This is a genomic window from Arthrobacter crystallopoietes (assembly GCF_017603825.1).
In the GTDB taxonomy this organism is placed as follows: Bacteria; Actinomycetota; Actinomycetes; order Actinomycetales; family Micrococcaceae; genus Crystallibacter; species Crystallibacter crystallopoietes_B.
The window spans coordinates 696,723-723,146 of sequence record NZ_CP072014.1 but is presented as its reverse complement, the minus strand read 5'-3'; the positions used below and the strand labels follow the sequence as shown (position 1 = coordinate 723,146).

Annotated in this window: 23 protein-coding genes; 7 read left to right on the top strand and 16 right to left on the bottom strand. The window is 67.0% G+C overall.

Features of this window, described 5'->3' with window-relative positions:
• Positions 1–28: 28 nt before the first annotated feature.
• The 5 genes from J5251_RS03470 to J5251_RS03450 all read right to left on the bottom strand — a co-directional run bounded on the left by J5251_RS03470 (position 29) and on the right by J5251_RS03450 (position 3,936).
• On the bottom strand, positions 29–1,114 hold the full coding sequence (locus J5251_RS03470; protein WP_208574837.1) for an inositol-3-phosphate synthase: 1,086 nt from the start codon (positions 1,112–1,114) through the stop codon (positions 29–31).
• A 181-nt stretch (positions 1,115–1,295) separates the two neighbouring features.
• Complete coding sequence (locus tag J5251_RS03465; RefSeq protein WP_208575185.1) at positions 1,296–1,973, bottom strand: DUF6766 family protein; 678 nt, start codon at positions 1,971–1,973, stop codon at positions 1,296–1,298.
• Positions 1,974–2,054: 81 nt separating this feature from the next.
• Complete coding sequence (locus tag J5251_RS03460; RefSeq protein ID WP_208575184.1) at positions 2,055–2,480, bottom strand: hypothetical protein; 426 nt, start codon at positions 2,478–2,480, stop codon at positions 2,055–2,057.
• 43 nt (positions 2,481–2,523) lie between these two features.
• The gene (locus J5251_RS03455; RefSeq protein ID WP_139005624.1) at positions 2,524–2,916 is read right to left on the bottom strand and encodes a DUF1622 domain-containing protein; all 393 of its coding nucleotides are present in this window, start codon (positions 2,914–2,916) and stop codon (positions 2,524–2,526) included.
• Positions 2,917–2,931: 15 nt separating this feature from the next.
• The gene (locus tag J5251_RS03450) at positions 2,932–3,936 is read right to left on the bottom strand and encodes a DNA topoisomerase IB (protein ID WP_240793107.1); all 1,005 of its coding nucleotides are present in this window, start codon (positions 3,934–3,936) and stop codon (positions 2,932–2,934) included.
• Positions 3,937–4,079: 143 nt separating this feature from the next.
• On the opposite strand from J5251_RS03450, the gene J5251_RS03445 reads away from it, so the two are divergent.
• Complete coding sequence (locus tag J5251_RS03445) at positions 4,080–6,314, top strand: catalase (protein WP_208575183.1); 2,235 nt, start codon at positions 4,080–4,082, stop codon at positions 6,312–6,314.
• A gap of 53 nt (positions 6,315–6,367) precedes the next feature.
• On the opposite strand, the gene J5251_RS03440 is transcribed toward J5251_RS03445, so the two are convergent.
• Genes J5251_RS03440 through J5251_RS03415 form a run of 6 tightly spaced genes read right to left on the bottom strand, consistent with a single transcriptional unit; the run spans position 6,368 to position 13,176 of the window.
• Positions 6,368–7,663, bottom strand: a complete 1,296-nt coding sequence (locus J5251_RS03440; protein ID WP_208575182.1) for a DUF6716 putative glycosyltransferase — start codon at positions 7,661–7,663, stop codon at positions 6,368–6,370.
• Positions 7,660–8,679, bottom strand: coding sequence for a hypothetical protein (locus J5251_RS03435; protein ID WP_240793106.1), 1,020 nt, complete (start codon positions 8,677–8,679; stop codon positions 7,660–7,662). Before J5251_RS03435 ends, J5251_RS03440 begins: the two co-directional genes overlap by 4 nt.
• A gap of 8 nt (positions 8,680–8,687) precedes the next feature.
• Positions 8,688–10,073 (bottom strand): polysialyltransferase family glycosyltransferase, encoded by a 1,386-nt coding sequence (locus J5251_RS03430; protein WP_208575181.1) that lies wholly within the window; start codon positions 10,071–10,073, stop codon positions 8,688–8,690.
• Positions 10,070–11,041, bottom strand: a complete 972-nt coding sequence (locus J5251_RS03425) for a glycosyltransferase family 2 protein (RefSeq protein ID WP_208575180.1) — start codon at positions 11,039–11,041, stop codon at positions 10,070–10,072. Before J5251_RS03425 ends, J5251_RS03430 begins: the two co-directional genes overlap by 4 nt.
• A gap of 6 nt (positions 11,042–11,047) precedes the next feature.
• A complete protein-coding gene (locus J5251_RS03420; RefSeq protein WP_139005618.1) occupies positions 11,048–11,953 on the bottom strand; it encodes an N-acetylneuraminate synthase family protein in 906 nt (301 codons plus the stop codon).
• The gene (locus J5251_RS03415) at positions 11,953–13,176 is read right to left on the bottom strand and encodes an acylneuraminate cytidylyltransferase (RefSeq protein ID WP_208575179.1); all 1,224 of its coding nucleotides are present in this window, start codon (positions 13,174–13,176) and stop codon (positions 11,953–11,955) included. The genes J5251_RS03420 and J5251_RS03415 overlap by 1 nt, the downstream gene beginning before the upstream one ends.
• A 109-nt stretch (positions 13,177–13,285) precedes the next feature.
• On the opposite strand from J5251_RS03415, the gene J5251_RS03410 reads away from it, so the two are divergent.
• On the top strand, positions 13,286–14,743 hold the full coding sequence (locus J5251_RS03410) for a glycosyltransferase family 87 protein (RefSeq protein WP_208575178.1): 1,458 nt from the start codon (positions 13,286–13,288) through the stop codon (positions 14,741–14,743).
• On the top strand, positions 14,716–16,212 hold the full coding sequence (locus tag J5251_RS03405; protein ID WP_244250780.1) for a phytoene desaturase family protein: 1,497 nt from the start codon (positions 14,716–14,718) through the stop codon (positions 16,210–16,212). The genes J5251_RS03410 and J5251_RS03405 overlap by 28 nt, the downstream gene beginning before the upstream one ends.
• 45 nt (positions 16,213–16,257) lie before the next feature.
• Here J5251_RS03405 and nagA read toward each other — a convergent pair whose 3' ends face one another.
• The 3 genes from nagA to J5251_RS03390 form a co-directional block, all read right to left on the bottom strand.
• Positions 16,258–17,451 (bottom strand): N-acetylglucosamine-6-phosphate deacetylase, encoded by a 1,194-nt coding sequence (nagA, locus tag J5251_RS03400; protein ID WP_208575177.1) that lies wholly within the window; start codon positions 17,449–17,451, stop codon positions 16,258–16,260.
• A gap of 70 nt (positions 17,452–17,521) precedes the next feature.
• On the bottom strand, positions 17,522–18,214 hold the full coding sequence (locus J5251_RS03395) for an ABC transporter ATP-binding protein (RefSeq protein WP_208575176.1): 693 nt from the start codon (positions 18,212–18,214) through the stop codon (positions 17,522–17,524).
• A 52-nt stretch (positions 18,215–18,266) separates the two neighbouring features.
• The gene (locus tag J5251_RS03390; RefSeq protein ID WP_208575175.1) at positions 18,267–19,367 is read right to left on the bottom strand and encodes an ABC transporter permease; all 1,101 of its coding nucleotides are present in this window, start codon (positions 19,365–19,367) and stop codon (positions 18,267–18,269) included.
• A gap of 176 nt (positions 19,368–19,543) precedes the next feature.
• On the opposite strand from J5251_RS03390, the gene J5251_RS03385 reads away from it, so the two are divergent.
• Together J5251_RS03385 and J5251_RS03380 are read left to right on the top strand one after the other, a co-directional pair.
• Positions 19,544–20,830, top strand: coding sequence for a sensor histidine kinase (locus J5251_RS03385; RefSeq protein WP_208575174.1), 1,287 nt, complete (start codon positions 19,544–19,546; stop codon positions 20,828–20,830).
• Positions 20,827–21,486, top strand: a complete 660-nt coding sequence (locus tag J5251_RS03380) for a response regulator (protein ID WP_208575173.1) — start codon at positions 20,827–20,829, stop codon at positions 21,484–21,486. Before J5251_RS03385 ends, J5251_RS03380 begins: the two co-directional genes overlap by 4 nt.
• Before the next feature lie 29 nt (positions 21,487–21,515).
• Here J5251_RS03380 and J5251_RS03375 read toward each other — a convergent pair whose 3' ends face one another.
• A complete protein-coding gene (locus tag J5251_RS03375; protein ID WP_139005610.1) occupies positions 21,516–21,767 on the bottom strand; it encodes a hypothetical protein in 252 nt (83 codons plus the stop codon).
• Between the two features lie 212 nt (positions 21,768–21,979).
• Between J5251_RS03375 and J5251_RS03370 the strand changes: the two genes are divergently transcribed.
• A complete protein-coding gene (locus tag J5251_RS03370; RefSeq protein ID WP_208575172.1) occupies positions 21,980–22,807 on the top strand; it encodes a fumarylacetoacetate hydrolase family protein in 828 nt (275 codons plus the stop codon).
• 70 nt (positions 22,808–22,877) lie between these two features.
• Positions 22,878–25,721 (top strand): helix-turn-helix transcriptional regulator, encoded by a 2,844-nt coding sequence (locus tag J5251_RS03365; RefSeq protein WP_208575171.1) that lies wholly within the window; start codon positions 22,878–22,880, stop codon positions 25,719–25,721.
• A gap of 40 nt (positions 25,722–25,761) precedes the next feature.
• On the opposite strand, the gene J5251_RS03360 is transcribed toward J5251_RS03365, so the two are convergent.
• Positions 25,762–26,163 carry an STAS/SEC14 domain-containing protein gene (locus J5251_RS03360; RefSeq protein WP_208575170.1) on the bottom strand — a complete coding sequence of 134 codons (402 nt, stop codon included), beginning with the start codon at positions 26,161–26,163 and terminating at the stop codon, positions 25,762–25,764.
• Positions 26,164–26,424 lie beyond the last annotated feature (261 nt).

The following is a 26,424-nucleotide window of genomic DNA, read 5'->3' as shown; positions in this document are numbered from 1 at the left end:
GTTCCCCTGGCTGCCAGGTGCGAGTGTTTTAGCGTTCGACGTCGCCGCGGATGAAGGCTTCGACCTTGTCGCGGGCGATGTCGTCGTTGTACTGCTCGGGCGGGGACTTCATGAAGTAGCTCGACGCCGACAGGATCGGGCCGCCGACCCCGCGGTCCAGGGCGATCTTCGCCGCGCGCACGGCGTCGATGATCACGCCGGCGGAGTTCGGGGAGTCCCAGACCTCGAGCTTGTACTCCAGCGACACCGGGGCGTCGCCGAAGTTGCGTCCCTCGAGCCGGACGAAGGCCCACTTGCGGTCATCGAGCCAGGCCACGTAGTCGGACGGGCCGATGTGCACATCGTCGGCGTGCAGCTCCGCCTCGACGTTGGAGGTCACGGCCTGGGTCTTGGAGATCTTCTTCGACTCCAGCCGGTCCCGCTCGAGCATGTTCTTGAAGTCCATGTTCCCGCCGACGTTCAGCTGGTACGTGCGGTCCAGGGTCACGCCGCGGTCCTCGAACAGCTTCGCCATGACCCGGTGCGTGATGGTCGCGCCGATCTGGCTCTTGATGTCATCGCCGACAATCGGGACACCGGCGGCGGTGAACTTATCCGCCCATTCCTTGGTCCCCGCGATGAACACCGGCAGGGCGTTGACGAACGCCACGCCGGCGTCGATCGCGCACTGGGCGTAGAACTTCGCCGCGGCCTCGGAACCGACCGGCAGGTAGCAGACCAGCACATCGACCTTCGCCGCGCGCAGCTCCGCCACGATGTCGACGGCCTCGTCGTCGGATTCGACGATGGTTTCGCGGTAGTACTTGCCCAGGCCGTCCAGGGTGTGGCCGCGCTGGACCGTCACGCCCGTGGCCGGGACATCGGCGATCTTGATCGTGTTGTTCTCGCTCGCGCCGATGGCGTCGGCCAAGTCCAGCCCGACCTTCTTGCTGTCCACATCGAACGCGGCAACGAACTCGACGTCGTTCACGTGGTACTTGCCGAACTGCACATGCATCAGGCCGGGAATGGTCGAATCCGGATCCGCGTCCCGGTAGTACTGCACGCCCTGCACCAGCGAGGCCGCACAGTTACCAACGCCAACGATCGCTACCCTGATGGGGTTCTCTGCCACGGTTCTCCTTCAAAAATACAAGTCTGTTAGCCGCCACGCCGGGGGCGGGCAACTTGCCTATTCTACTTTGTCACTCAACCATCGGCCGCGACGTAACATTCCTGTGACGGACAGCGAGTTATAGGGCGGTGGGTAATTCGTCCGATTCGGGACCAGCTGGAGCGGGCCAGCCGCCCCAGGATCAGTTACTCGCTCCGGTTTTGTCATGCGGCATGCCCACGGCCTTGGACTCCGGCGAACCGCGCTGGCGCAGATAGACCGCGAGGATCACCATAGACCATACCGCCAGGAACTCGGACTGCCAGTTCTGCAGGGTGCGGTTCCAGAATTCGGGCGAGCCCAAATACTCGCTCCACGTGCCCGGATCCTGAAGGTTTGCCAGCTGGCTCTCGGCGAAGGCGCTGAAGCCGGCAACGGACTGGACCAGCCAGGACCCAACGAAAATAGCACCCATTACCAGGCCCAGCGAGTTGGAGAACACCGCGGTCCGCCAGCCGCCGGCCTTCGCCCACTTGGGGGAATTTGGCTTGGCGAACTGGCCCACGAGTTGTTCCTTGTCGGACTGTCTGCCGCGCTTGTCGATCTCCTTCGATTCGGGTGAGCCCTTCTGCACCAGCCAGACCGCCAGCAGGATGAGCAGCGTGAACTGCAGATACTCGGACTGCCAGTTCTCCGCGACGTCAACCACAAAACTGGAGGACGTGACGTATTGCAGGAGGCCGATCTCGTCCAGCTGCGATGCCACCTGCTGCTCGTTGTAGTAGGCGAGCCCGGAGAACGCCTGCCCAACCAGCGAAAACAGGAAGAGCAGACCGAAGCCTATGCTCAGTCCGTTAGTGATAAAGGGGTTGTGCTTCATCGGGCCATCACACCGATCACGAACATGTACAGCAGGCCGGCGGCGATGACACCGAGGCAGATCCAGAAGGCCCAGCGCATATCAGCTGCCCTTCACTTCGCAGTCGTACGGACTTTCACCCTGCGGTGTGCAGCCGGCCGCCGTGACCTTCCAAGTGTCGCCGGAACGGGTCAGGAAAACCGTGTCCTGGTCCATCAGTACCTGGGCGTTGCTGCCGTAGGCCTTGCTGTCGGTGACCTGTGAGGCGCCGGGGATCACCAGTTCCAGCAGCTTGTCCGAGCAGGCACCGGGGGCGCCGTCTTCCAACTCCTCCACGGCAGACGGGGCGAGGAGATTGCAGGCCGTTTCGCCATCGCCGGCGGCAACCGCCGAATGGAACTCCTGCGCCGTCTTCGCCGCATCGTCGGTACCCGGGTTCAGGCTGGAGCAGCCGGTCAAAGCCACTGCCCCAAGAACGACGGCGGTGCCCACCGTGGCTGCGCGGGTGCAGGATCTGCGCCGGACCATCTCCTAAGCCTCCTTGCGGTTTCTGTGCTCACCGTATCAACACTTAGGACTTACGGGGCGAAGCGGTCTGCCCCTCCGAACGGTCCAGATCTTCGGGGGACCGCTTCTGCCAGGGCCAGCGCCCCGTGATCTCCAGTTCGAGGGAGAAACTGAGGAAGGTCCGGATCAGGACGATAATGGCGAGGACGCCGACGGATTGGAAGGTGGGAGTGACGGCTACGGTTCGGATGATGTCTGCCGCCACCAGCAGTTCGAGGCCCAGCAGGATCGAGCGTCCCAAACGGCGCCGGTAGGTTTCATAGACCGTGTTTCGCTGGCCGCGGAGCCAGTCGGCCGCTGCCAAACCCGTGGAAACCGCCGCACCCAGCACGATGGCCACCACGCCCGCGGCGTCCACCGCCTTGCCTGCGGTCTCCATTATCTGCTGGAATTCCATCCTTACTCCTTCCGCTCAGGTAACCAGTTCGCGCAGGGACCGTTCAGCGGCACGGTAGGTGTTGGCGTCGATCGTTTCTCCGTTCATGAACCTGTCGATGATGCGCGGATCCACGTAGGACTTGCGCGCGATGGTGGCGGTGTTGCCCAGGTGCTCGGCGACGTCGCGCATGGCAGCGGCCACAGCTTTCTTCCGGGCGGTGGGGCTGCTGTGTTCCGGCGGGTGGGCTGCCAGCGCAATGGCAGCAGCCACGGTGCCCTGCCAGGTCCGGAAGTCCTTGGCGGTGAAGTCCTCCCCGCATTGTTCGCGGATGAAGTCGTTCAGGCCCGCGCTGCTAATGGGCGTGAATTCGCCGTCGTCGTCGAAGTAGCCCAAGACCTGCTCGTCCGGTCCGCGGTTTTTGAGCAGGGGTCTGAGTGCCTCGGCCAGGTCCGGATCCTCGATGTTGCCAGTCCACTGCTGTCCGCTCTTGGCGGGAAAATCCAGTTCGATAACTGAGCCGCGGACCCGCAAATGCCGGATCTGGATAGTGGTGACGCCGAAGGAACCGTTGGTCTGCGCATACTCCTCGTTGCCGATCCGCAGCCCCGCATCCTCGATCAGGCGGAAGGCGGCAGCGTAGGCGCGCTGTTCCGAGGGTCCTTCCGAGCGCAGGATTCTGGTAATGGCGGGGCGCGCCTTGGGCAGGGCGTCGCCGAAGTCCAGGGCGCGGTCGAACTTCTCGCGGTCCTTCAGTTCGCGCCAGCGGGGATGGTAGATGTATTGCCGCCGGCCGGCGTCGTCAATTCCTGTTGCCTGGATGTGGCCGTTGGGGACCGGGCTGATCCAGACATTGCGCCAAGCGGGCGGGATGGCGAGCTGGTTGATCCGCTCCACCGTTTCCGCGTCCGTGATCTTGCTGCCGTCCGCGGCCCGGTAGCTGTAGCCTTTGCCGTAACGGCGGCGGGTGATCCCCGGGCCGTTGCAGTTGATGCGCCGCAGCCGGGGCTTGCGGGCAGGTTTCTCCTGCTGAAGCGTCACTGCGGCTCCTTTCTGGTCGGCACTACGTGCGGCATAAAACCGCTTCTCCACCATATTATTCAGCTTGCTTACTATTTTTAGTAGGGTGGGCAAAAGAGCCCTGAAACGGCAGGGCTGCAACTTCAACGAATTGGAGTACCAGCATGGCTGAGAAGAGCACGCCCGAAAGCACTACGGCCGCCAACGACGTGCCCATTCCCGGAGTTCCCGCGGTGGAGCCGCCGGCAGTGGAAGAACGGACCGAGCCGCAGAGTCCGTTGCCGCCGAAGCCTGACCAAGACGCGCCGGAAACGGTGTCCCCGACCGGAACGCCGACGGGAGCGCAGAAGGCCGCCAACAGCCAGAGCGGCGCCTATCTGACCACAGCCCAGGGTGCCCGGCTGTACGATACGGACCATTCCCTGAAGGCCGGACCGCGCGGACCCAGCCTGCTGCAGGACCACCACCTGCGCGAAAAGATCATGCACTTTGACCACGAGCGGATTCCGGAGCGGGTGGTCCACGCCCGTGGTGCCGGGGCGCATGGCGTCTTCGTAGCCAACGGCGCGGCCGCCGGGGTGACCAAGGCCGGCTTCCTGGCCGCCGGCGTCGAGACGCCGGTCTTCACCCGGTTCTCCACGGTGGTCGGCTCCCGTGGTTCAGCGGACGCGGTGCGCGATACCCGCGGGTTCGCCACCAAGTTCTACACGGATGAGGGCACCTTTGACCTGGTGGGCAACAATATCCCGGTCTTCTTCATTCAGGACGGCATCAAGTTTCCGGACATCGTCCACGCGGCCAAGCCGCATCCGGACCGCGAGATCCCGCAGGCGCAAAGCGCGCACGACACATTCTGGGATTTCGTCTCGCTGCACACCGAAGCCCAAGCCCACGTCATGTGGCAGATGTCTGACCGGGGCATCCCGCGTTCCTTCCGGACCATGGAGGGCTTCGGGGTCCACACCTTCCGGCTGCAGAACGCGGCGGGCGAGACCACCCTGGTGAAGTTCCACTGGAAGCCGAAGCAGGGCATCCATTCGCTGGTGTGGGAAGAAGCGCAAATGATCAACGGTGCGGATCCGGACTTCCACCGGCGCGACCTCGCTGATGCCATTGAGGCCGGCGCCTTCCCGGAGTGGGAGCTGGGCATCCAGACCTTCCCGGACACTCCGGACGAGATGTTCGAGGGCATCGATCTGCTGGATCCAACCAAAATTGTGCCCGAGGAGCTGGCCCCGGTGCAGACCATCGGCACACTGACCCTGAACGCCAACCCCACCAACTTCTTCGCCGAAACCGAGCAGGTTGCCTTCCACCCGGGCCACCTGGTTCCAGGCATCGACGTCACTAATGACCCGCTGCTGCAGGCGAGGTTGTTCTCCTACCTGGACACCCAGCTCAGCCGGCTCGGCGGGCCGAACTTCGCTCAGATCCCGATCAACCGCCCGCATGCTCCGGTGAATGACATGTTCCGCGACGGCATGCACCAGACCGCGGTGCACGGCGGGGTGGCCCCCTACCGGCCGAATTCGCTCGACGGCGGCTGCCCGTTCCTGGCCGGCGAGGACATGAGCGCCTACATCGAGGTGCCGCAGGAACTGCCGGCGTCGATGAAACTCCGCGGATCTCCGGCGTCGTTCGAGGACCACTTCAGCCAGGCCCGGCTGTTCTTCAGGTCCCTGACCCCGGTGGAGCAGGACCATGTCATCCAGGGCTACACCTTCGAACTGGGCAAATGCTACGAGGAGAACGTCCGGATCCGCCAGTTGCAGGCACTGGCAAATATCGACGGCGAACTCTGCGCCAAGGTGGCCGAGGGCCTGGGACTGCCGGCGCCCGCGTCTACCAGCATGCCGGAAGACGATGTGCAGCCGAGCCCCGCGCTGTCCCAGCTGGGCAAGTCCTGGCCGCTAGCCGGACGGGTAGTGGGCATTATTGCCGACGACAACAGCGACCAGGAAGCATTGGCAACGGCCCGCAAGGCTATTCAAGCCGCCGGCATGGTCCCGCTGATCATCGCGCCCAAGGGCGGCAAGCTGTCCGGGGGACTGACCGTGCAGCGGACCTACCTGACGACACGTTCGGTGGAGTTCGACGCCATCCTCGTGGCTGGTTCAGCGGCGCCCGGGGCGGATGCGGCCGCCGGACGGGATGCGAAGGCGGGCGATCCGACGGGCCATCCCGAGGTGGATCCACGGGTCAGCATGATGCTGGCCGAGGCATACCGCCATGCTAAGGCGATCGGCGGCTGGGACCACGTTGCCCACGCCCTTGCCGCAGCCGGCATACCCGAGGACGCACCCGGCGTCGTTATTGGGGATGGTCCCGCGGTGCTGGAAGGCATTGCCGAACTGCTCGCGAAGCACCGGGTCTGGGAGCGCTTCCCGGTCTCCGCTTAACTCCGCAACTCCCGCCGGGCGGCTTCGGCTGTGCCGGCGGGTGGGTGCCGGTCTCAGGCGGGCTGTTGGCCCGAGCTCCGGGCAGTGTTTCCCATAGTCTGTTCCGACTGGACGTTGCGCAGTTTGCGGATCAGTTTGAGCGCCGGCATCGGGAGCGCGGTACGGATCCGCAGCCGCCAGCGGCGTTTTTTGGCGGCGGCGAGCCGGTCCGCGTCCACGGTCAGTTTCCCCGCGCGGGCACGGCCGGCGAAGGTCGCCAGCAGGTCCGCCAACGGAACGGTCTGGCGGTGGAAGTAGTTGTCCCGCAGCCAGGTGGCCTCCGGATGGAAGAAGTGCCCGGCCTTCAGATCAGCCAGCGTGCCCAGCAGCCCGGAGCCGACGAACACCCGGTTCAGCATGTCTTCATTGACGCCGAAATCGGACAGGATCAGCACCGGCAGTCCGGCGTCGATCGCTTCCAGGGCGGCCGTGGAACTGACGGTGACCATGGCGGTGCCGGGCACCAGCTGTTCGGCCATGGAGCCGGTGCAGAATTCCAGTTCGTGGCCGGCCACGGCACGGGAGGCGACCAGTTCGCCCCACAGCGTATCGAACGGGTACTGCTCCAGATGCGTTTGCGGTTCGCCGGCCCAGGCCCGCAGCTTCACCCGGACGCGGTAGCCGCTGCGGCGCGACAGTGCCGCAAGCGCCTGCAGGATGGCGACGCGCTCGTCCTTCAGGACGGGGACTTTTGCTTGCGGAGCGAAGACCACCTGGGTCAGGGGTACTTCCACCGGTTCCGGCCGCGCGGGCGATTTTAGGAAGGGGAGCCGGGATACCAGGACGCGCTGTTCGAGGCCGAGCTGATCGGCCAGGTCACTGAACGCGCGGCATTCGGCATGGCTGTGGGTGATGAACGCGTCGCCCAGCGAGCGGAACCGCAGCGCCTTTTCGGTGGCGGGGAACGCCACGCCGGGCAGGCCCGACACCAGGGCCGGCCGCGGGGTGAGCCGGCTGGCGTGCAGGTAAACCTCTTCGGCCACGGGACCGGTGGTTGCAGCAAGTACGACGTCGGCATCCGCCAAGGCGGCGCGCAAGCCTGAGGCGGGAATCACCGGCGTCGTAATTCCGGCGCAGAAGGTGCCGGCCACTGCCGCGGTGGTTTGCTCCCGCGTCGGCGCGATGGGGGAGCGGACCAGCAGGACCTCGCGGTCCCATTCCGGGCCGAGGGCATCGAGCGTGGCGCAGGCGAATTTCAGGTAGGAATCGCTGTCTGCCACGGCCACGATTTTGTGCCGGACCCGTCGCGGCTGCCCGGGCACGGCGCCAGCCGCGGTGTAGGCCATGCCGCCGGGCTCGATGCCGCTCATGCCGCACCCAAACCGTCTTCGAGGGAGCTGCTCAGGTGCCGGCGCAGTTCCTGCGTGGTGCCCGGCATCCACCAGTCGACCGGCACCGGTTGGCCCTTGAGCGGGACCGCATGAGGAGCCAGAATGAGCCGCAGCGACGCGAGCACCGTGGACGGCAGGGCGCGCACGGTCTGGTTGGAGCGCAGTCCGCGCAGGCGCATTTCCACCGGGATGGTGTGCTCGTTCACGGTGATCAGCGGGTGTTCTGCGAGGGCGGCCAGCACCTCGGGAGTTTCCCGGCGGTGCGGGAAGTAGCCCACGGGGCCGTCTTCGGTCAGGGACCGGACCCAGTCCACGTAGGGCTCGGCGCGGATCAGCCCGTCCGCCGGCATCGCGGAGCCGACCACCACCGTGGGTTCGTAGATGGTCTCGGTGACCGGCTGGGTGCCGAGCCACTCAAATTTGTGCCGCTCCAGGTGGCCGCCCAGAGCCCGGAACTTCGTTTCCAGTGCCGCGGGGACGGGCAGCGCGGTGAATACCAGGAGCCTGCCCTGGCTGGCGAGCCGGCGCAGCGCCCACCAGCTGGCCAGGCCCAGAGCCTTCCGTGAGGCACGGGCGGTAGCCCGCGGCCGGATCAACGGAGTGGGCCGGTCCCGGACCAGGGTGGCCAGCAGTTTCAGGGTGGCCAGTCCGTCGTCGAGAATGACAACCTCTTTGCCGCCGGCGCCGCGGAGCAGTTCGGTCTGGACCTTGCCCGAGTAGGCGTCGCCGATCACCCAGCGGTCCAGCCCTGGCTGCCGCAGCGGCGGGATGGTCGAGGTCGGCGCGGCGAAGTGCACGCCGGCCGGAACCTGTTCCATCAGTGAGGCCAGGGTGGCGTTCATGCCGATGGCGTCACCGCGTGGATGGATGGTCGTTTCGCGGCCCAGCAGCCCGGCGCCGTGGGCTTCGACGGCGCTGAGCAGCTGTAGCGGGGACTCCGCCCAGACCGCTGCCCGGCCAAAGCGCGGCCGGGCCACTTGTTGCAAGGGAAGCATGGCCTGCGTCATTTGCCCAGTACGGTCAGGACACGCTTGGCGGCCCGCCGTCCCACGCGGCGGACCCGGCCCAGCGGCAGCAGGACCTGGCGTCCGGGCAGGGCGCCGGGCAGGCCCAGCTTGGTGAGCCGGCGGCGTTTGAAGTAACGCATGTCGGACGTGTGCTGGGCCTGGTGCAGGAAGGAAACCGCGCTGTCGCGGGCGACTTCCAGGGTCTCGGCCTGCATGCAGTAGGACACGGCTTCCACCAGCTGCTGCAGCGGCGCGGTGTTCTCGCCCGGCACCTGCTCGGCCGGGGCGGTGTAGCCCTGCTCGAGGAGCGCATCGATGATGGTCACCGGGATGCGGTTGCTGTTCTGGTATGGCGTGAGCCGTTCCAGCAGGATCTCGGTTCCCACGGCTGCGGCGTCGATGTTAAAGAGGTACTTGGCCGTCATCAGCGCGGTGGAAAAGCAGCTGACCACGAGCTCGGGCCGCAGCCGCTGCATGACCACTTCCGCCGGGCTGGTGGAGGTCATGACCTTCAGGTCCAGGCCGAGTTCGACGGCGGCGGCCTGGATGGAGGTCACCGCGCCCGGGCCTGCGCTCGGGTGGGGTTTGAAAATGCAGTGCCGGATGCCGCGGTCCGTTGCCTTCTGCAGCATGTCGCGGTGCAGCTCGATTTCCTCTTCGGTGAAGAGGATGCCGAGCTCGGAGAGGTACTGGCCCAGGATCAGGGCAGTGCCGCCGGCAGCGGGTTCGCCGTCGTCCGCGTTGGCTTCCGGGGTTCCTGCCAGTGCGGCCGGTCCCTCGGTTTCCTCGGGCAGTGCTTCGGCGAGTTCTGCCATGCCGCGGCGCAAGGCGGCGGCGTCGATCGGAACCAGCTGCGGGTTGTGCTCGCGCAGCAGCTGGGGGATCAGGCCGGGCACCAGATCCACGTACAGCAGCGAGTCCAGCCGCTGGGCCAGGTCCCGCGGCAGCGGATTCCGGGTGGGGCCGTAGCTCATCAGGCCGTCGGAGTGGACGGAAATCGTGGCGCTGGCAAAAATCCGGCACAGCGCGACGGCGGGATTGACCTGGATGGACTCCACATACAGGTGCAGCGGGCCGTCGCCGAGCTCCCACTTCCCGCGGAGCAGGCGCTCCCAGATATCGAGTTCCTCGCCGCGCGGGTTGAACTGGCCGGGCCGTCGCGGCCAGAGCAGCTCGCTCAGATCCACCGTCCGGTCGAAGCGGGCAGCCGCTTCGGTAAAGCCCGCGGACTCGTGGAACGGAACGGAAACTTCCGGTATCAGGGCGCTGTTGGTCAGGACGAGGATACGTTCGGCGCCGCGCTCCGGGAGGCGGCCGCTATCGATGGCCGCTGCCAGCGAAATGCACTGGTACAGCGTTGAGACGACAAAAAGCTCTTTCATGCGGCGCTCCGAAGTGCAGGTTTGATCAGCTGGCGGCGCTTGTGGTCGAGCAGCGCCAAGCTCTCCTCGGACACATGTTCCGGCAGCGTGTCCAGCGTAGCCCGGATGCCGGTGTGCAGCTCGCCCAGATAGTGCTTGTCCATCTGTTCGGCGCGTTTGAGCTGGTGGCAGGCGATGGCCAGGAACTGGCGGGCCGCCTTGGGCCAGAAGCGCTCCGGCTCCGGGTCTTCGGCGACGAGGCGGAAGACCTCCTGGAAGCACGGCAGGAAGTCCAGCTGGCGGCGGTCGAAGACCTGGGTCAGCGAACTGGACACGCCGCGGCGGTAGAAGGCGCCCAGCTGGGTGCTCACGGCATAGGACTCGGCCTTCAGATGCAGCCGCCAGACCCAAGGGCGGTCTTCGGCGGTTTGCCGGCCGTCGAGGAAGTGGAGCAGGCCCGCGTCCTTGAGTCCGCCGTCGAAAATCCCGAAGGGCGGGAAGGGGTAGTCCACCATCGTGGAGAGGTTGTACGGGGCAATATCGTCGCGCGGGTTCAGCCGGACCCCACGGCGGGCCTGCGGAGCCTTGTGGATGGTGCGGATCCCGTTGGTGTGGCGGATGTGGTCGACCCGGAGGAAGTCCACGCCCAGCTGCTCGATCTCCGTGGTGATCCTGGGCAGGTGGCCGGGGGCGTACCAGTCATCCGGATCCAGGAAGGTGATGTAGCGGCCGGTTGCCTCGTCCAGGCCATGGTTCCGGGCGGTGGCCACGCCGTGGGCGGTCTCGTTCCGGAGGATCTTCAGGCCGGGGAGCTGGCTGGTGAAGGCCGCTGCCAACTCCCCGGTCCCGTCGGTGGAACCATCGTCGATCACGATGATCTCCATTACCGAGGGGTCATCGAACTGGCGCATCAGGCTGGTCATCGAATCGCGGATGAAAGGGGCCTGATCTTTCGCAGGAACGATGACACTCAGTAATGGCTTGTTCATAGGTACTTATGCATCCACTCGGCGCAGGCGGGACAGCGGGGCCAGCTCGCCCGGGAAGACCTGCTTGACGCCGTCGCCCATGGCATCTTCGAGGATTCGGATGTCGCGGACCAGGGCTTCGAGGCCCTTCGGCTCCAGCGAGGATGCCTGGTCCGAGCCCCACATGGTGCGGTCGAGGGTGATGTGGCGCTCTACGGTCACCGCGCCGAGGGCAACGGCGGCCAGGGAGATCTGCAGGCCGCGCTCGTGGCCCGAGTAGCCCACGGGCACCTGGTAGCGCTCCTGCAGCGTGGTGATCATGCGCAGGTTGGCCTCTTCGGGGGGCAGCGGGTAGGTGGAGGTGGCGTGCATCAGGATCAGGTTATCGGTCCCGAGGGTTTCCACGGCCTTGTCGATCTGCTCGATGGTGGACATGCCAGTGGAGAGGATGATCGGCTTGCCGGTTTCGCGCAGGGCGGTGAGCAGCTCGATGTCGGTAACGGAAGCGGAAGCAACCTTGTGGGTCAGCGCGCCGGCCTCTTCCATGAAGGCCACGGAGGGAACGTCCCACGGCGAAGCGAAGCAGTGCAGGCCCTTGTCGGCGGCGTGCTGGATCAGCTTCTGGTAGATGGGCATGTCGAACTCGACGCGGTAGCGGTAGTCCAGGTAAGTCATTTCGCCCCACGGGGTGGAACGCATCTTGTCGCGCATGTCGGCCGGGGTGGAGATTTCCGGGGTGCGCTTCTGGAACTTCACGGCGTTGGCACCGGCGGCGGCAGCGACGTCGATCAGCTGCTTGGCGATCTCGATGTCGCCGTTGTGGTTGATGCCGATTTCGCCGATTACGTAGACGGGCTGGCCTGCGCCGACCTGAACGTCACCGATAGCGACGGGTGCCGGAGCGCCGGTGGGGAGAGTGGTTTCGGTAGTCATCAGGAGGCTCTTTCTGTCATTTCTGCAATTGCGTTCCGGCTGCCGGTCGCGGCGGCCGTGTGGGCGGCGAGGACGAGTTCGCAAATTTCGCGGACCGCCCCTTCACCCCCGTTGTGCGACAGCACGATGCGCGCTGCCGCCTTGACCTCTGACCGGGCGTCCGCCACGGCCACGGGCCAACCGACCTTGCCCATGGCGGGCAGGTCGTTGACGTCGTTGCCGACAAAGGCAACGCGTTCGGGATCAAGTCCGCGCACAGCCATCCATTCGGAGACTGCTTCGGCTTTGTCCCTGACGTCCTGGACGACGTCGATGCCGAGCTTGTTGGCCCGGGCGGTCACCACCTGGTTTGTCTCGGTGGAGAGGATCAGTTGGGGCACTCCGGCCCTGCGCAGGCGGGCAATGCCCATGCCGTCGCCGCGGCTGACGCGGACGAACTCTTCGCCTTCGGAGTTGACGAAGGCGTGGTCGTCGGTGTGGACGCCGTCGAAATCCATCACCAGGGCATCGACGTCAACGGCGGTGGCCTCGGCGGGGGCAGCCATCGCCTGGACGAGCGCCAGATCTTCGAGCGAGTCGACCTCGATGGCATGCTCGGCGGGCACCACCTGCAGGTCCAGCCGGCCGAAGAAACGGTGCCGGCGCTCGGTGAAGCCCTCGGTGAGCATGGCGTAGAACGCGCCGGTCTCCCGGTACTGGGGCTCGCGGTCCTGCCGGCGGGGACGGAAGTCCGCGCTGTGGCCCACGGCGGTGACGGCGCCGTCGTCGTTTTTGGTCCAGAGGAAGTTGTGGTTCTCGGCAACCGAAAACGCCACGTCCGCCTCGCCGTCGAGAACCTTGCGGACCGCTTCATTGAGGTCGGCGGGATCGATGAAGGGGGAGGTGCACTGCAGCAGTACGGTGACGACCGGGCGGGTGCCGAACTCCTGGTCGAGGGCGTCCAAGGCGTGCAGGACGGCGGATTCGCTGGTGGCGGTGTCGCCGGAGAGATCGGCCGGACGTTCAACAACGCGGGCGCCGAAACGCTCGGCCTCGAACCGGATGTCGGCGGAGTCCGTGCTGACGACGACGTCGGTGACCAGCGGTGTGCTGCGGGCGGCTTCCACGGCGCGGGCCACGAGGGAACGGCCGGAAACTGGCTTCAGGTTCTTGAACGGAATCCCTTTTGAACCGCCGCGGGCAGGGATCACAACCAGAACTTCTTGGGGATCGGTGGTGCTCATTGAAGCCACCGTAGGGAGCCGGGGTAGCCGGACGGGGTGCCTAAGGTTAAGGGGAGGTTATCGATAGCCAACGTTTTGTTAACCAGAACCGGCCAGTACTGTTGGTGCCATGCCCCGGTTCCGCCCAGCGAGACGCAGATTGCCGCTGCGCATCGTGGTGCCCAGCCGCAACGATCCGCTGCTGCGCCGGTTCACCGAGCTGATCGGCGGCCCGCTGGGACACCGGACCGCCCCCGGGATTGTGGAGCCGGGCTTCTTCAAGGCGGAACGCGTGTTGATTGTGCTCACCACGCTGGCGGCGCTGCTCTCCGTGCTGGTCAAAACGCCCTGCCGCGTGGCCGGCTGGGTACTGCCGGACTACTTCTACATGGGCTGTTACTCGGACTGGCCCGTCCTGTTCGAAACCCGCGGGCTTGCGGAGGGCATGTTCCCGTTCCTGACCCCGGGCGGTGTCTTCGAGTACCCGGTGCTGATGGGATTGCTGGCGGGAGTGACGGCGCTGCTGGTTCCCGGCTCCGGGGTGTCGGCGGAACGCTCGCTGGCCTACTTCGATGTGAATGCGACGCTGGTCGCCGTGGTCTGGATCATCACCGTGATTGCGACCGCGAGGATGAGCCACCGCAGGCCGTGGGATGCCGCGATGGTGGCGCTGGCGCCCGGGATCGTGGTGGCCGGGACCATTAACTGGGATCTCTGGGCGGCCATGCTGGCGGCGCTCGCCATGCTGTCCTTCGCCCGCGGACGCCTGGTGCTGGCCGGCGTGTTCATCGGGCTGGGCACCGCCATGAAGATCTACCCGCTGCTGATCCTGGGCGCCGTGCTGCTGCTGGCCATCCGGACCGGGAAGTACCGCCCGCTGGTGGTCACTACCGCCGCCGCGGCGGGAACCTGGCTGGCCGTCAACCTGCCTTTCATGCTGGCGGACTTTGCCGGCTGGGCCTTCTTCCTGGGGTTCAGCCGCGACCGCGAGGCCGGCTACTCCTCGATCTGGTACGCCTACAACACCACGGTGCAGGGGCAAGGGCTGCCGCAGCTGGGGCCGGAGTTCATCAACAGGGCGTCCCTGGTGCTGTTCCTGCTTGCCTGTATCGGGATCGCGCTGCTGGTGTTGTCCGCCCCGCGGCGCCCGCGGCTGGCGTCCATCGTGTTCCTGATCGTGGCGGCCCTGGTGCTCACCAACAAGGTGTACTCCCCGCAATTCGTGGTGTGGCTGATTCCGCTGGCGGCGCTCGCCTACCCGCGCTGGCGGGACTTTCTCGTCTGGCAGTTCGTCGAACTTCTTCACTGGTGGGCCGTCTGGATGTACCTGGGGCAGTTCACCAGCGGCGGGGCGCCGGAGCACAATATCGACGGCGCCTACTATGTGCTGGCCGTCCTTGCGCATATAGCAGCGACGGCATACATCGCGTACAAGGTTGTCCGGTCCATCCTGCACCCCGAGCACGATCCGGTCCGCCGGCTGGAGACCGACGATCCGCAGGGCGGCCCCTTCGACCGTTCCGGCGACGTGCTGGTGCTGGACGGCTACGCTGTTCACAGATGGCGTTCACGGATCGGCAGCCGGTAGTCCGGCAGGAAGGCGGAGCGTACATGTCACTTCCCGATGCGGCCGTGGTGGGAGCCGGGCCGAACGGACTGGCGGCGGCGGTCATCCTCGCGCGGGCCGGGCTGAAGGTCACCGTCTTCGAGGGCGGTGCCACACCCGGCGGCGGTGCCCGCACGACCGAACTGATGGAACCCGGGCACTGGCATGATGTTTGCTCCGCGGTACACCCGATGGCGGTGGCGGCGCCGTTCTTCCGGGACTTCGGGCTGGCAGAGCGGGTCGAGCTCATTACCCCGGACATCTCCTATTCGCACGTCATCGACGGCGCGAAGGCCGCGTTTGCCTACCGGGACCTGGACCGCACCGCCCACGCACTGGGCGTCGATGGCCAGGCTTTCCGCTCGCTGATGGAGCCTCTGGTCACGCATTCCCGCAACGTGCTGGATCTGACCATGAACCAGCTGCTGCGGCTTCCCCGCCATCCGGTTTCGGCGCTGCGGTACGGGTTGCGTTCGCTGGAGCAGGGGAGTCCCGCCTGGAATATGCGCTTCAAGGAATACCTTGCGCCTGCACTGTTGTCCGGCGTCATGGCCCATACGCCCGGCGGCCTGCAGCGGCCGGTGGCTGCCGGAGCCGGCCTGATGCTCGGCTCGCTGGCGCACGCCGTGGGGTACCCGCTGCCCGTGGGTGGTTCGCAGGCCATCGTCGACGAACTGGTCCGCGACTTGAAGAACCACGGCGGCAAGCTGGTCACCGGCCACCGGGTGAATTCCCTCGCGGAGCTGACCGATGCCCGGACCGTGCTACTGGACACCTCGCCGCAGGAGCTGGTCCGGCTGGCCGGCGGACGGCTGCCGCGCGGCTATGCCAAGTCCTTGATCTCCTACCGGTACGGCCCAGGCGCCGGCAAGGTGGACTTTATTCTGTCCGATCCCGTTCCGTGGGCCAACGCCAAACTGGCCCGCGCCGGAACGATCCATCTCGGCGGAACCCGGGAACAGGTTGCGGCATCGGAGAAGGACATTGCCCGCGGACGGCACTCCGAAAAGCCCTTTGTCCTGGTCTCCCAGCCAAGCGTTTTCGATGCCACGCGGGCACCCGCCGGACGGCACGTCCTGTGGACCTACTGCCACGTGCCGCAAGGCTCCACCCGCGATATGACGGACGTGATCACCGCGCAGCTCGAGGCGGCCGCGCCCGGGTTTTCCGAAGTCGTTGTTGCCTCGCACAGTATGTCCGCTGCGGAATATGAGCAGTACAACCCGAACTATGTCGGCGGGGATTTCGGCACCGGCGCGGTGGACATCACGCAACTGCTGGCCCGGCCCGTGCTCGGCACCAAACCGTGGAAGACGCCGCTCGACGGGGTGTATCTGTGTTCGGCCGCAACGCCGCCTGGACCCGGCGTACATGGCATGGCCGGCTACCACGCCGCCCGGCTGGCGTTGAAGGAAGACTTCGGGCTCCCGATGCCCGCGCTGGGACCGTAGCTGCGACTGGGTAGGTCTTGGAGCTGCGCTGCCCGCCAGGATCCCTCAGATTCGGGATGGTTGGTCCTGCTGGCCCTGACCCTTTGTTCCCGGCAGCTCTTCTCCCGCCTGCCAAATCCGGTGCGGCCGCAGGTTCCGGTCGAGCAGAATCAGATCTGCCGCCGACCTTACGCCAAGGCTTCCTGCGCCATCGCCGTCAAGACCGGTGGCCCGGGCGGGCACCGAGGTGGCTGCGGCGACGGCCTCCGGCAGCGGGATTCCTGCCGCGACGGCACGCCGGAGCGCTGCATCCATGGTGAGCGTGCTGCCGGCGATGGGGCCTCCGTGGGGCAACCTGGCAACGCCGTCGTTCACTTCAACCGGAAGCGAACCAAGATGGTAGGTGCCGTCCCCGCAGCCCGCCGCCGCCATGGCGTCGGTGATCAGGGCAACCCGGCCCGGGGCGGCGTGAAACGCCATCCGGAGCATCGAATCATGGGCATGGTGCCCGTCGGGGATCACTTCAAGCGTGACGTGGGGCGAATCGAACGCCGCGGCCACGGGGCCGGGTGCGCGGTGGTGCAAGCCGTTCATGGCGTTGAAGGCATGGGTGAGGATGCTGGCGCCGGCGTCGAAAGCAGCGCGGGCCGTGTCATAGTCCGCGTCCGTATGCCCCACGGCGACCGCCACCTTGTGGTCGACCAGTCTCCGGATGACAGCAAAACAGGGGTCCAGCTCCGGGGCGATGGTCACCTGCCGCAGTAGGCCGCCGCCGGCCTCCACGAGCCGGTCCACGGCTTCAACCGTGGGCGGCGCGAGGAAGCTTGGATTGTGGGCGCCGCAGTGGCTGGCGGCAAGGAACGGTCCCTCGAGGTGGAAGCCCTTCAGCGTCCCGTCACCCGGAGCGTCCGCGACCAGCCGGCGCAGCGTGGCCTCCAGGCGGTCGAGCGGATTGGTGACCAGCGAACCGAGGAGACTGGTGGTCCCGTACGCCAGGTGCGTGAGCGGGCCGCGGGAGGTGTCGCCGTCGTCAAATGACCCACCGCCGCCGCCATGGCAGTGCATATCTACGAACCCCGGCACCAGATAGGCGCCTGCGGCGTCGACCTCCCGAATCCCCGCAACCTCCTGACCGGCACCGGTTGCGGACCAGCTGCCGGTGCCGGCAGCGGAAATTCGGCCGCCCTCGAGGAGCACCCAGGCGCCGGCGACGATCTCCCCGCCGGTGATGCGGCGGGCGGAATGGACGACGGTGCTCATGGGCCTCCCTGTTCTTGCGGATCGGCACATCGGAAAGGAGTGACTCACATTGACAGTAGAGCGTCAGGTGTCAAACGGCGACTTGCTCCAGTGCGGTGAGCCGGCCGTCGCGCATGGTGGCGACGGCGTCGGTCAGCGGGATGTACTCCGTATCGTGGGTGACCATCACCGTGGCCACCTTGAAATCCCGGGTAACGCGGACCAGCAGCCGGACAATCGCCTCGGAGCGTTCGTGGTCCAGCGCCGCCGTCGGCTCGTCCACCAGCAACAGCTTCGGTTCACCCATCAGGGCGCGGGCAATGTTGACCCGCTGGCGCTGCCCGCCGGAGAGCTGATGCGGCCGCCGTCCTGCAGAATCGGCGAGGCCCACCACGTCCAGCAGCTCGAGAGCCCGGGCCTTCGACTTCTTCGGCGATCCGCCGCGCAGGTGCTCCGCGATCTGCAACTGCTCGACGGCGGTCAGCGATGCCAGCAGGTTGGGCTGCTGGAAGATAATGCCGATGGTTTCACGCCTCAGGACGGCCGTTTCCCGCGCGGAGAGGGCCGTGGTGTCGACGCCGTCGAGGAGGACGACTCCCGACGTCGGCCGGATCAGTGTGGCGGCGACGGCGAGCAAGGATGACTTGCCGGAGCCGGACGGCCCGGCCAACGAGGTGATGGTGCCGGCCCGGGCGGACAGGTCGACGCTGTCCAGGGCGGTGACCGTGGCGTCACCGTCCGGGTACTCGAGGGTGGTGTTGACGAGGTTCAGTACTGCAGTCATGGGGTCGTCCTTAGCTGGAGGGTGGAGGGAGGTGCCGGGGAGGCCGCGGGGTTCAGTTGCCGCCGAGGGCGGTCAGCGGATCCACCTTGGTCACGCGGCGGACCGCGACGACGGCGCCGGCCATGCCCAGGAGCACGATGCCGGCGATCGGCAGCACGGTGCTGGCCGCGGTGAGCAGGAAAGGTGCGGCCTGGGCAGCGACGTAGCCGCCCAGAACACCCACGCTCCCACCGACGGCGGCACCGGCAACCAGGACGATCGCGGCCTGGGTCAGCGCGTCACGCAGCAGGTAGCCGTCCGAGCCGCCCATCGCCTTGAGCACCGCAATGTCGCGCGTCCGCTGGATGGTCCAGACGGTCAGGAAAGCGACAATCACCAGCGCCGAGATTCCGTAGAGGAAGCCCTGCATCATCAGCAGTGAGCCGTTCTCGCTCTTGTAGGAACCCAGTGCCTGGAAGGAGCCCGCGACCGAAGTGGTCACGGTGCCGGCGGATTCGTTTCCCGTGGCCGCGGCGGGTCCGGCAGGATCCCCGTCCGCCAGTTGCACTGCAACGGCGGTGGCGATCGGGCCGTCGGCGGCCCCGCCGTCGTTAATATGGGCTACCTTCTGCCACTGCGCCAGCGAGGTCCAGACCACCGGCGTGTGGGAGTACCACTGGTCGTCGACGACGGCGGAGACCAGCAGCTGCCGACCGCCCACTTCCGCCGGATCACCGGCGGCAACGCCCAAGTCGTCCGCAATGGTTTGGCTGAGGACCACCGTCCCGTCCGCCACGGGGGCGGGGGCCAGCCGGCCGCCGGGCTCGACGCCGAAAACCGCCACGTTGGTGGTGCGGCCGGCGGAGAAGCGGGTCTGGGCGATGCCGAAGGCCTCGGCATGCTCCACTCCGTCCGCCTGCTGCCAGGCGTCAAGCTCGTCGCGCGAGATCTGCGACTCTGTGTAGGAAGCCTTCGCCTCGTTTCCTGCCGGCGCGCCGAATGCCACGGTGTTGGCCGCCGGAGCCAGCCCGGCGATGGCGGAGATGGACTGGTTGCCCAGGCCTGCCGTGAGGCCGGAGAGCATGACCAGCAGCAGGGTAATGAGGGCCACTACGGTTCCCATCAGGGCGAACCGGCCCTTCGCGAACCGGATGTCCCGCAGTGCCAAAAACACGATGTTTCCTTCTTTCGGTGGAGTACTGGGCCGCCGTTCGGCAGCTGTATCCAGCCTTTCGCGGAAGCCGCGCGGGCACATCGCGGAAGCGGTTGATCCCCGGCGGGCGGAAGGTTGATTCCCCAGTCAGTCGAATGGTTGATGTCCGCTGCCCGAGTGGTGGCTACGCTGGGAGCATGTCTGTCCCGACCGAGCCCGCGCCCGGACCCGTCCAGCCGTCGGCCGGTGCCTTGGTGCTGCGCGTGCTGCGGATCGGGCTGCACACCGGCTTCGCGGGTCTGCTCGCCTTCGCCGTGGTGCTGACACTGATCAACGCCCCGCACGCACCGCTGAGCTGGCTGGCCCTGCTGCTGGGACTCCTGCTGGCCGGGGTCTACCTCGCCGGAACGATCGTCGAGAAGCGGCACAGCACCACCGGGACCGGCCCGGATCCGCGCCGCTACGGGGCGGCCTGGCTGGCGCTGGTGACCGTCCTCTGGGTGGCGCTCGCGGCGGTCAGCGGCAACTTTGTCTGGCTGGCGTTCCCGCTCTTCTTTCTGCACCTGCACGTGCTCAAAACCGCGCACGCCGTGTTCGCCGTCGCCATGCTGACCGGCGTCGTGATCCTGTCCCAGTGGTGGCACAACGGCTGGTTGGAGCCGGCGATGCTGATCGGTCCGATGGTGGGGGCCGTGTTCGCCGTGTTCATGGCCATGGCCTACCGGGCCCTGTATCTCGATGGCGAGAACCAGCGCCGTGCGCTCGCCGAGCTGCGCCGGACCCGCGCCGAGCTGGCCCAATCCCAGCACGACGCCGGGGTGCTCGCCGAACGCGCCCGGCTCGCCCGCGAAATCCACGACACCCTCGCCCAAGGCCTGTCCAGCATTGTGCTCGTTTCGCGCGGTGCCGCTAATGCGCTGGATGCCGGCGACACCACGACGGCGGCCGAGCGCATCCGGCTGGCCCAGTCCACGGCCTCGGAAAACCTGGCCGAGGCGCGCAGCTTCATCCGCGGTTTGTCCTCCCCGCAACTGGAACCGCGCGAGGACGGCGCCAGCGCCCTGGCCGACAGCCTGGTCCGGCTGTGTTCGGCCACCGAGCGGCAGGCCGCGGCGCGCGGGGACCAGCTGCGCTGCCGTTTTAACCTCGACGGCGACAGCGTCCGGCTGCCCGCGCCGTATGAGGTCACGCTGCTCCGGGCGGCGCAAGCGAGCCTGGCGAACGTGCTGGCGCACGCGAAGGCGCGCACCGCCGTCGTCACTTTGGGGTTTCTGGACGAGGACGTGACACTGGATATTTACGACGACGGCGTGGGGTTTGATCCTTCAAAGTACGACGGCGGCGGTGGCTTTGGGCTGTTGACGCTGCGCGAACGGGTTGCCGCGCTGAACGGCCGGCTCGACCTGGAATCCGCGCCCGGTGAGGGAACGGTGGTGGCCATCCGGCTGCCGCTGCGGACCGGCCCGGGGGAGGAGCGGGGGTGAGCGGGATCAGGATTCTGCTGGTCGATGACCATCCCGTGGTGCGCGCCGGCCTGCGCGCCATGCTCTCTGACTTCGAAGGCATGACCGTGGCGGCCGAGGCCTCGGACGGGGCTGCCGCGCTGGAGGAGCTCGACCGCTTGGCCACCCTCGGTGAGCCCGTCGATGTGGTGCTGATGGACCTGCAGATGGGCGCCGGCGTGGACGGGGTGACCGCGACGACGCGCATCAAGGCCAACGGCGACGCCGGAAAGGCCGCCCCGCCGGTCCTCATCCTGACCACGTACGATACCGACGCGGACATCCTCGCCGCCGTGGAGGCCGGAGCCGCCGGCTACATGCTCAAGGACGCCCCGCCGGAGCAGATCCGCGAAGCCGTCCTCGCCGCCGCGGCCGGCCGGACGGCGCTGGCCCCCGAAGTCGCGGCCCGCCTGATGGGCCGGATCCGCAACCCCGAGCCCGCGCTCAGCGCCCGCGAGGTCCAGCTGGTGGAACTTCTGGCCACCGGCATGCCGAACAAGGAGATTGCCCGCAAGCTCTTCATCTCCGAGGCCACCGTCAAGACCCATCTGGTGCATATTTACGCCAAGCTCGGCGTGGAGAACCGCACCGCCGCCATTGCCGAGGCCATCAAACGCCGTATTGTCCGTTCGGGCTGACTCGCGCGGCGCCGGAACGAGGATGACGGTTAGGACGCCCGCGCGTCCTGCGAATCATCCTCCTGCACGCCGGCTTCGGCCACCGAGCCGAGCCGGCACCAGGGGCCGCAAGGTTCGGCAGACGGGCCGGTTACCAGCATTCGGAAGGCCCCGTCCAGGTAAGCCCTCCCGTCCCGGGCCCGCCCGATCACGACGCCGCGGCGAAGACGCATACGTTGTCCCGGTTCCAGTTTCCTCAGTTGCGGCCAGAGCAGGGCTTCTGAGGTCGAAAGGAATAACATGACGGCCCTCCTGTCACCGAGTTGGACCATTATGAACCCTCCCGGCCGTTTTTGGACCCGGCAGGCGCAAAATCTTGTCGACCCGTTATCGTTCGGGCCCGGCCGCTTCCTGCAGGGCTTCCGTGCGAAAGCGATATATTGTGCGGAGGAGCGGGCATCACCCGCAAATACAATGGACGACGGCGGTGTGCAGCTGCCCGCAGGAGGTATGGATGCGACTGGGTACAGTACGGCGGAACGGGACAACGCAGGCGTTCCGGCAGGAGAACGGTGCAACCACCTTCCTTCCGGCCAAGGATGTCGGCGAGCTCCTGCTGCGCGAAGACTGGCGCACCCTTGCCGGCGAAGCAGGGCAGGAACCGGCTGCGGGTGACCTGGACACGCCCATCCTGCGCCCCGGCAAGATCCTCTGCGCCGGGCTGAACTACTACGCACACGCCGAAGAAGTCGGGCAGGACGTGCCGAAGCACCCCACGATCTTCACCAAAATGCACAACGCGCTGGTCGGTCCCAGCGATGACGTGCAGATGCCCGAAGCCAGCCGCAAGATCGACTGGGAGGCCGAGCTGACCATCGTGATCGGCAAGACGATCCGCAAAGTGGACGAGGCCGCAGCCAAGGACGCCATCCTGGGCTACACCGTAATGAACGATGTCTCGGTGCGCGACTGGCAGGGCCGGACGTCCGAGTGGTTCCAGGGCAAGAACTGGGACCGGATGACGCCGGTGGGCCCCGTCGTCGTCACGGCGGACGAAATCGACCCGGAGGACGGCCTGGCCGTGGAGTGCGAGCTGGACGGCGTCATGAAACAGTCCGGCACGACGTCGGATCTGATCTTCTCCTGCGCCAAGCTGGTCTCCTACATCAGCGAGTTCATGACCTTGGAACCGGGCGACATCATCGCCACCGGCACCCCGGCCGGCGTCGGCCTGGCCCGCAAGCCCCGTGAGTGGATTCCGGTCGGCGCCGAACTCGTGACCCGGATCGAGGGAATCGGCGAGCTGCGCAACAAATGCGTCGCGGAGCCGGCGGCGGGTTAATCCGGCGTCCGTATTGTCACTTTCGGTCCGCCCCGTCGTAAATGTCCTGGTGCGGCCGTAGGATCGAAAGATGGGGCAGACACGGTTATTCGGTCGGGACCGCGAACTTGCTCAGTGGCGGACCCTCGCGGACACTGTCGCGTCCGGACGCAACACGGAGCTGACGGTCAGCGGACCGGCGGGGATCGGCAAGACCTCGCTGCTGGACGAAATCTGCCGCGATGCCCAAGCCCGTGACTGGAAGATCCTGCGGGCCCGCGGGGATGCCCGGCGGCAGCTGCCCGGTGCCATGCTGTGGCAGTGGTTTGCCCCGCTTGCCCAGCGGCTGCCCGCGGACGCGCCGCCTTTTGACGGCCAGGGCGCGCTGCTGCACAAGTTCCTGACCACCACCGGCGTTCCGGCCCAGAGCGGCGCCCTGAGCTATTCGGCCTCGTGGGTGCTGCGCTCGCGGAGCCAGGACCGGCCCGTCATCGCCGTCGTCGATGATGCCCAGTGGCTCGACGAACTCTCCCTCGGTGCCCTTCTTGACATCGGCAGCCTGCTGATCGACGTTCCAGTGCTCCTGCTGCGAGGCGTCCGGACCGGACCCGGCGCCGAACATCCCGAAGGCATCGACACAAGCGCATTGCTGGAAGGGGAAAGGATTTCGGACCACGATCCTCACGTTCCCACCAGTGTCCCCCTGCATTGGCAGCTGGAGCCGCTGAGCCAGAAGGCCATTGAGAACTGGATTCTGGAGCGGCAGGAAAGCCACGCGCAGGTCAACGCGGCACGCGTCCAGGCCGCCAGCGGCGGAGTGCCGTTCTTCATCCATGAACTACTGGAGCGGGACCATCCGCTGGCCCAGCCCGCCGAAGCCTCGCTCAATGAGGCCGCCGTGCTGCGCGGCCGGCTGCACCGGCTCGGGGCGCTGGACCGAAACGTGCTCGGCGCCGTCGTCGTTCTCGGCGTGGACGCCAGCATTGCGCGGCTGAAGGCCATGCTGGACCTGCGGACCGCGGAATTGAACGAGTCGTTGGCCAGGCTGGAGGAAGAGCGGTTTCTGGCCTCGGTGAAGCCGCGGCCTGCCATCCAGCATGCACTCGTGGCGGAAGCCTTGCTGGCGGATCTGGGCGAGGAAGAGGTTTCATCCCTGCACCGTAGCGCGGCCGGCGTCCTGATGGCCGAAGGCGCACAGCCTGCCCTGATCGCCAACTATCTGCTGGAGACGTTGCCGGACGGTGACGAGGACGGCGCCCGGATCCTGCTGGCCGCTGCGGCGCAGGCAAGACGCCAGGGTGCCTACGCTCTCGCCGCCCAGCTGGCCGACCGGGCCCTGCAGGAGTCCACCCTGCCGGACCGCCTGCGGCAGGAGCTCCTGATCGAGGCCACCTACGCGCATCAGGGCGCAGGCGATTCGCAAACCGCAGCGCGGCTCGCCGAGGACGCGTTGGAACTGACCGAAGGAACGGTCCGCCGGGTGGAGCTGCTGGTCGGCCACGCGGAAGTGCTCTACGACATGAACGAGGTGGAACGAGCCTCGGAGTGCTTCGGCAAGGCGCTGAAGGAACTGGAAAACGACCCGGGTGACCATGGCGATTTACGACGGCGGGTGATTGCGCTGGCGTCGGGTGCTGGCTTCCAGCAACTGCAGATCGCCTCGCAGTATTCGACGGAGCTCGCCGGAATCCTCAACCAGGATCCGTCCCAGGACGGACCGGGGGACCGGTTGCTGCTGGCGCAAGAGGCTCTGCGCCTGACCATCAGCGGCACGGACGCTGCGCACAGCGGGAAGCTGGCGGTCCGGGGCTACGCCGGCGGGCTCATCCTGTCCGAAAACGGGGCAGAGTCCAGCATCATAAACTTCTTGACCGGCGCCCTCAACGGAGCCGAACGGGACGCGGAAGCCCTGGAGCTGCTGGACGCAGCCATTGCCGAAGCGCGGGCCAAATCGTCACTGATGGCGCACGCCACCCTGGCCTACTGCCGTGGGTCCATCCACCTGAACCGCGGCCGGCTGCGGTTGGCGCAGGTGGACTTGGAAGCCAGTATGCGCGCGGCGGACGCCGGCTGGCGCACCTACATTGAAGTGGCCGCGTTCGTGCTCGCCAGTGTTTACATCGCGCGCGATGACCTGGAGGCAGCGGATGCCCTGCTGGCCAAGGTCCCGCTGGAAGAAAAACGGGTTCCGCTGGTCCAAGCGATGGCGCTGCAGCTGCACGGGACCGTGCTGGCGGCGCACGGCGACCACAAGTCCGCGCTGGAACACTTTACGGCCGCAATGGACCTGGCCGTGGGGCTTGGACCCACCTTGAGTGCCTGGACCCGGAGTGCGGTGGAAAGCGCGGTCCGGCTGGGCCAGAGGGAGTACGCCGCGGCGGTGGCCGAAGAGGCACTGGAGAAGGTCCGTGCCTTCGGTGCGCCCCGGCTGACCGGCATGACGCTGCGGGTAGCGGCGCTCGCGCAGCCACCGGAAACCGCCGTGCTGATGCTCCGCGAGGCCATCGGCCTGCTGGAAGCGAACGAGGGGCGCTACGACCAGGCACTCGCGTTGGCGGATCTGGCCGAGATCTGCCTTGCGGGGGAGGACGCGGAAATGTTGTCAGCGCACCGGCAGGAGGCTTTGGCGGCAGGCCGCAAGGCCTTGGTGCTGGGCAACCGCATCGGCGCGGCCTCGGTGGCGCGGCGCATGACCGAACTGCTGGCCGCCCATGATGCGCGGCTGCCGCTGATCGCGGAGAACAAGGCGGACCGCCTGACGGCCGCGGAGACCCGCGTCTGCTCGCTGGCTGCCAAGGGCATGACCAACCGCCAGATCGCCGCGGAACTGTTCATCACCATCAAGGCCGTGGAGTGGCATCTGTCCCGGTCCTTCTCGAAGCTGGGCATCTCCTCGCGCAAGGCGCTCGCCGGCCTCGTCGACACCCGCGAATAAGCGCGGACTGGGCACTCGTTCAGCCTGCGGAGCAGCGGCTTCAGCCAGCGGCGCCGTCGTGATTCGTGTCCTGCCCCTGAGCGAGCCAGGCCATGGCTTCGGACCGGGAATTGAAGAACCGCGTGGGGCACGGCGGGGTGTGCACGCCGAGGAAAAAGTTCGCGATCACCCGGTCCACGGCGGATCTGCCCAGCAGCGCTATCCGGTTGGCGGCGCAGGGAATCGAGAAGACCGCACGGGCACCTCGGCTCACGGACTGCGTGGTCGCCATGTCAACCAGCATCGGATGCTCGTTGGTGCCGGAGAGGTTGTTGACCTCCCGCATCGCAGCGTGGGCGTCCTCGGCTTCGATCCGCACCCCTTCGGTCCACCGCAGGTTCAGGATCCCGTCTTGGGTGAGCTCCAGGGTGGCCTTGTCGCCTTCGATGGCTCTCGGTTCCATGGCTCCTCCTGGGATGGGTGACGCTCGCTGGGCCGGAGCGAAGCTGCTCTCTTAAATGTAACGATAAACTGCCGCGCAGGGTACGGGCATGCCCGCACCCACCGGCAGCCACGGCGCTTCCGGCCTCCGCGGCGGGACCGTGCCGAACCACAGCCACCCTAGCTTTTCCTAACTGGGGTGGTTATCGCTGGTCAAACGCTCCATGGCTGAGCACAATTGATTGTGTTGGAAGCGGAACGGGAAACCGGCCCGGATCCGGCA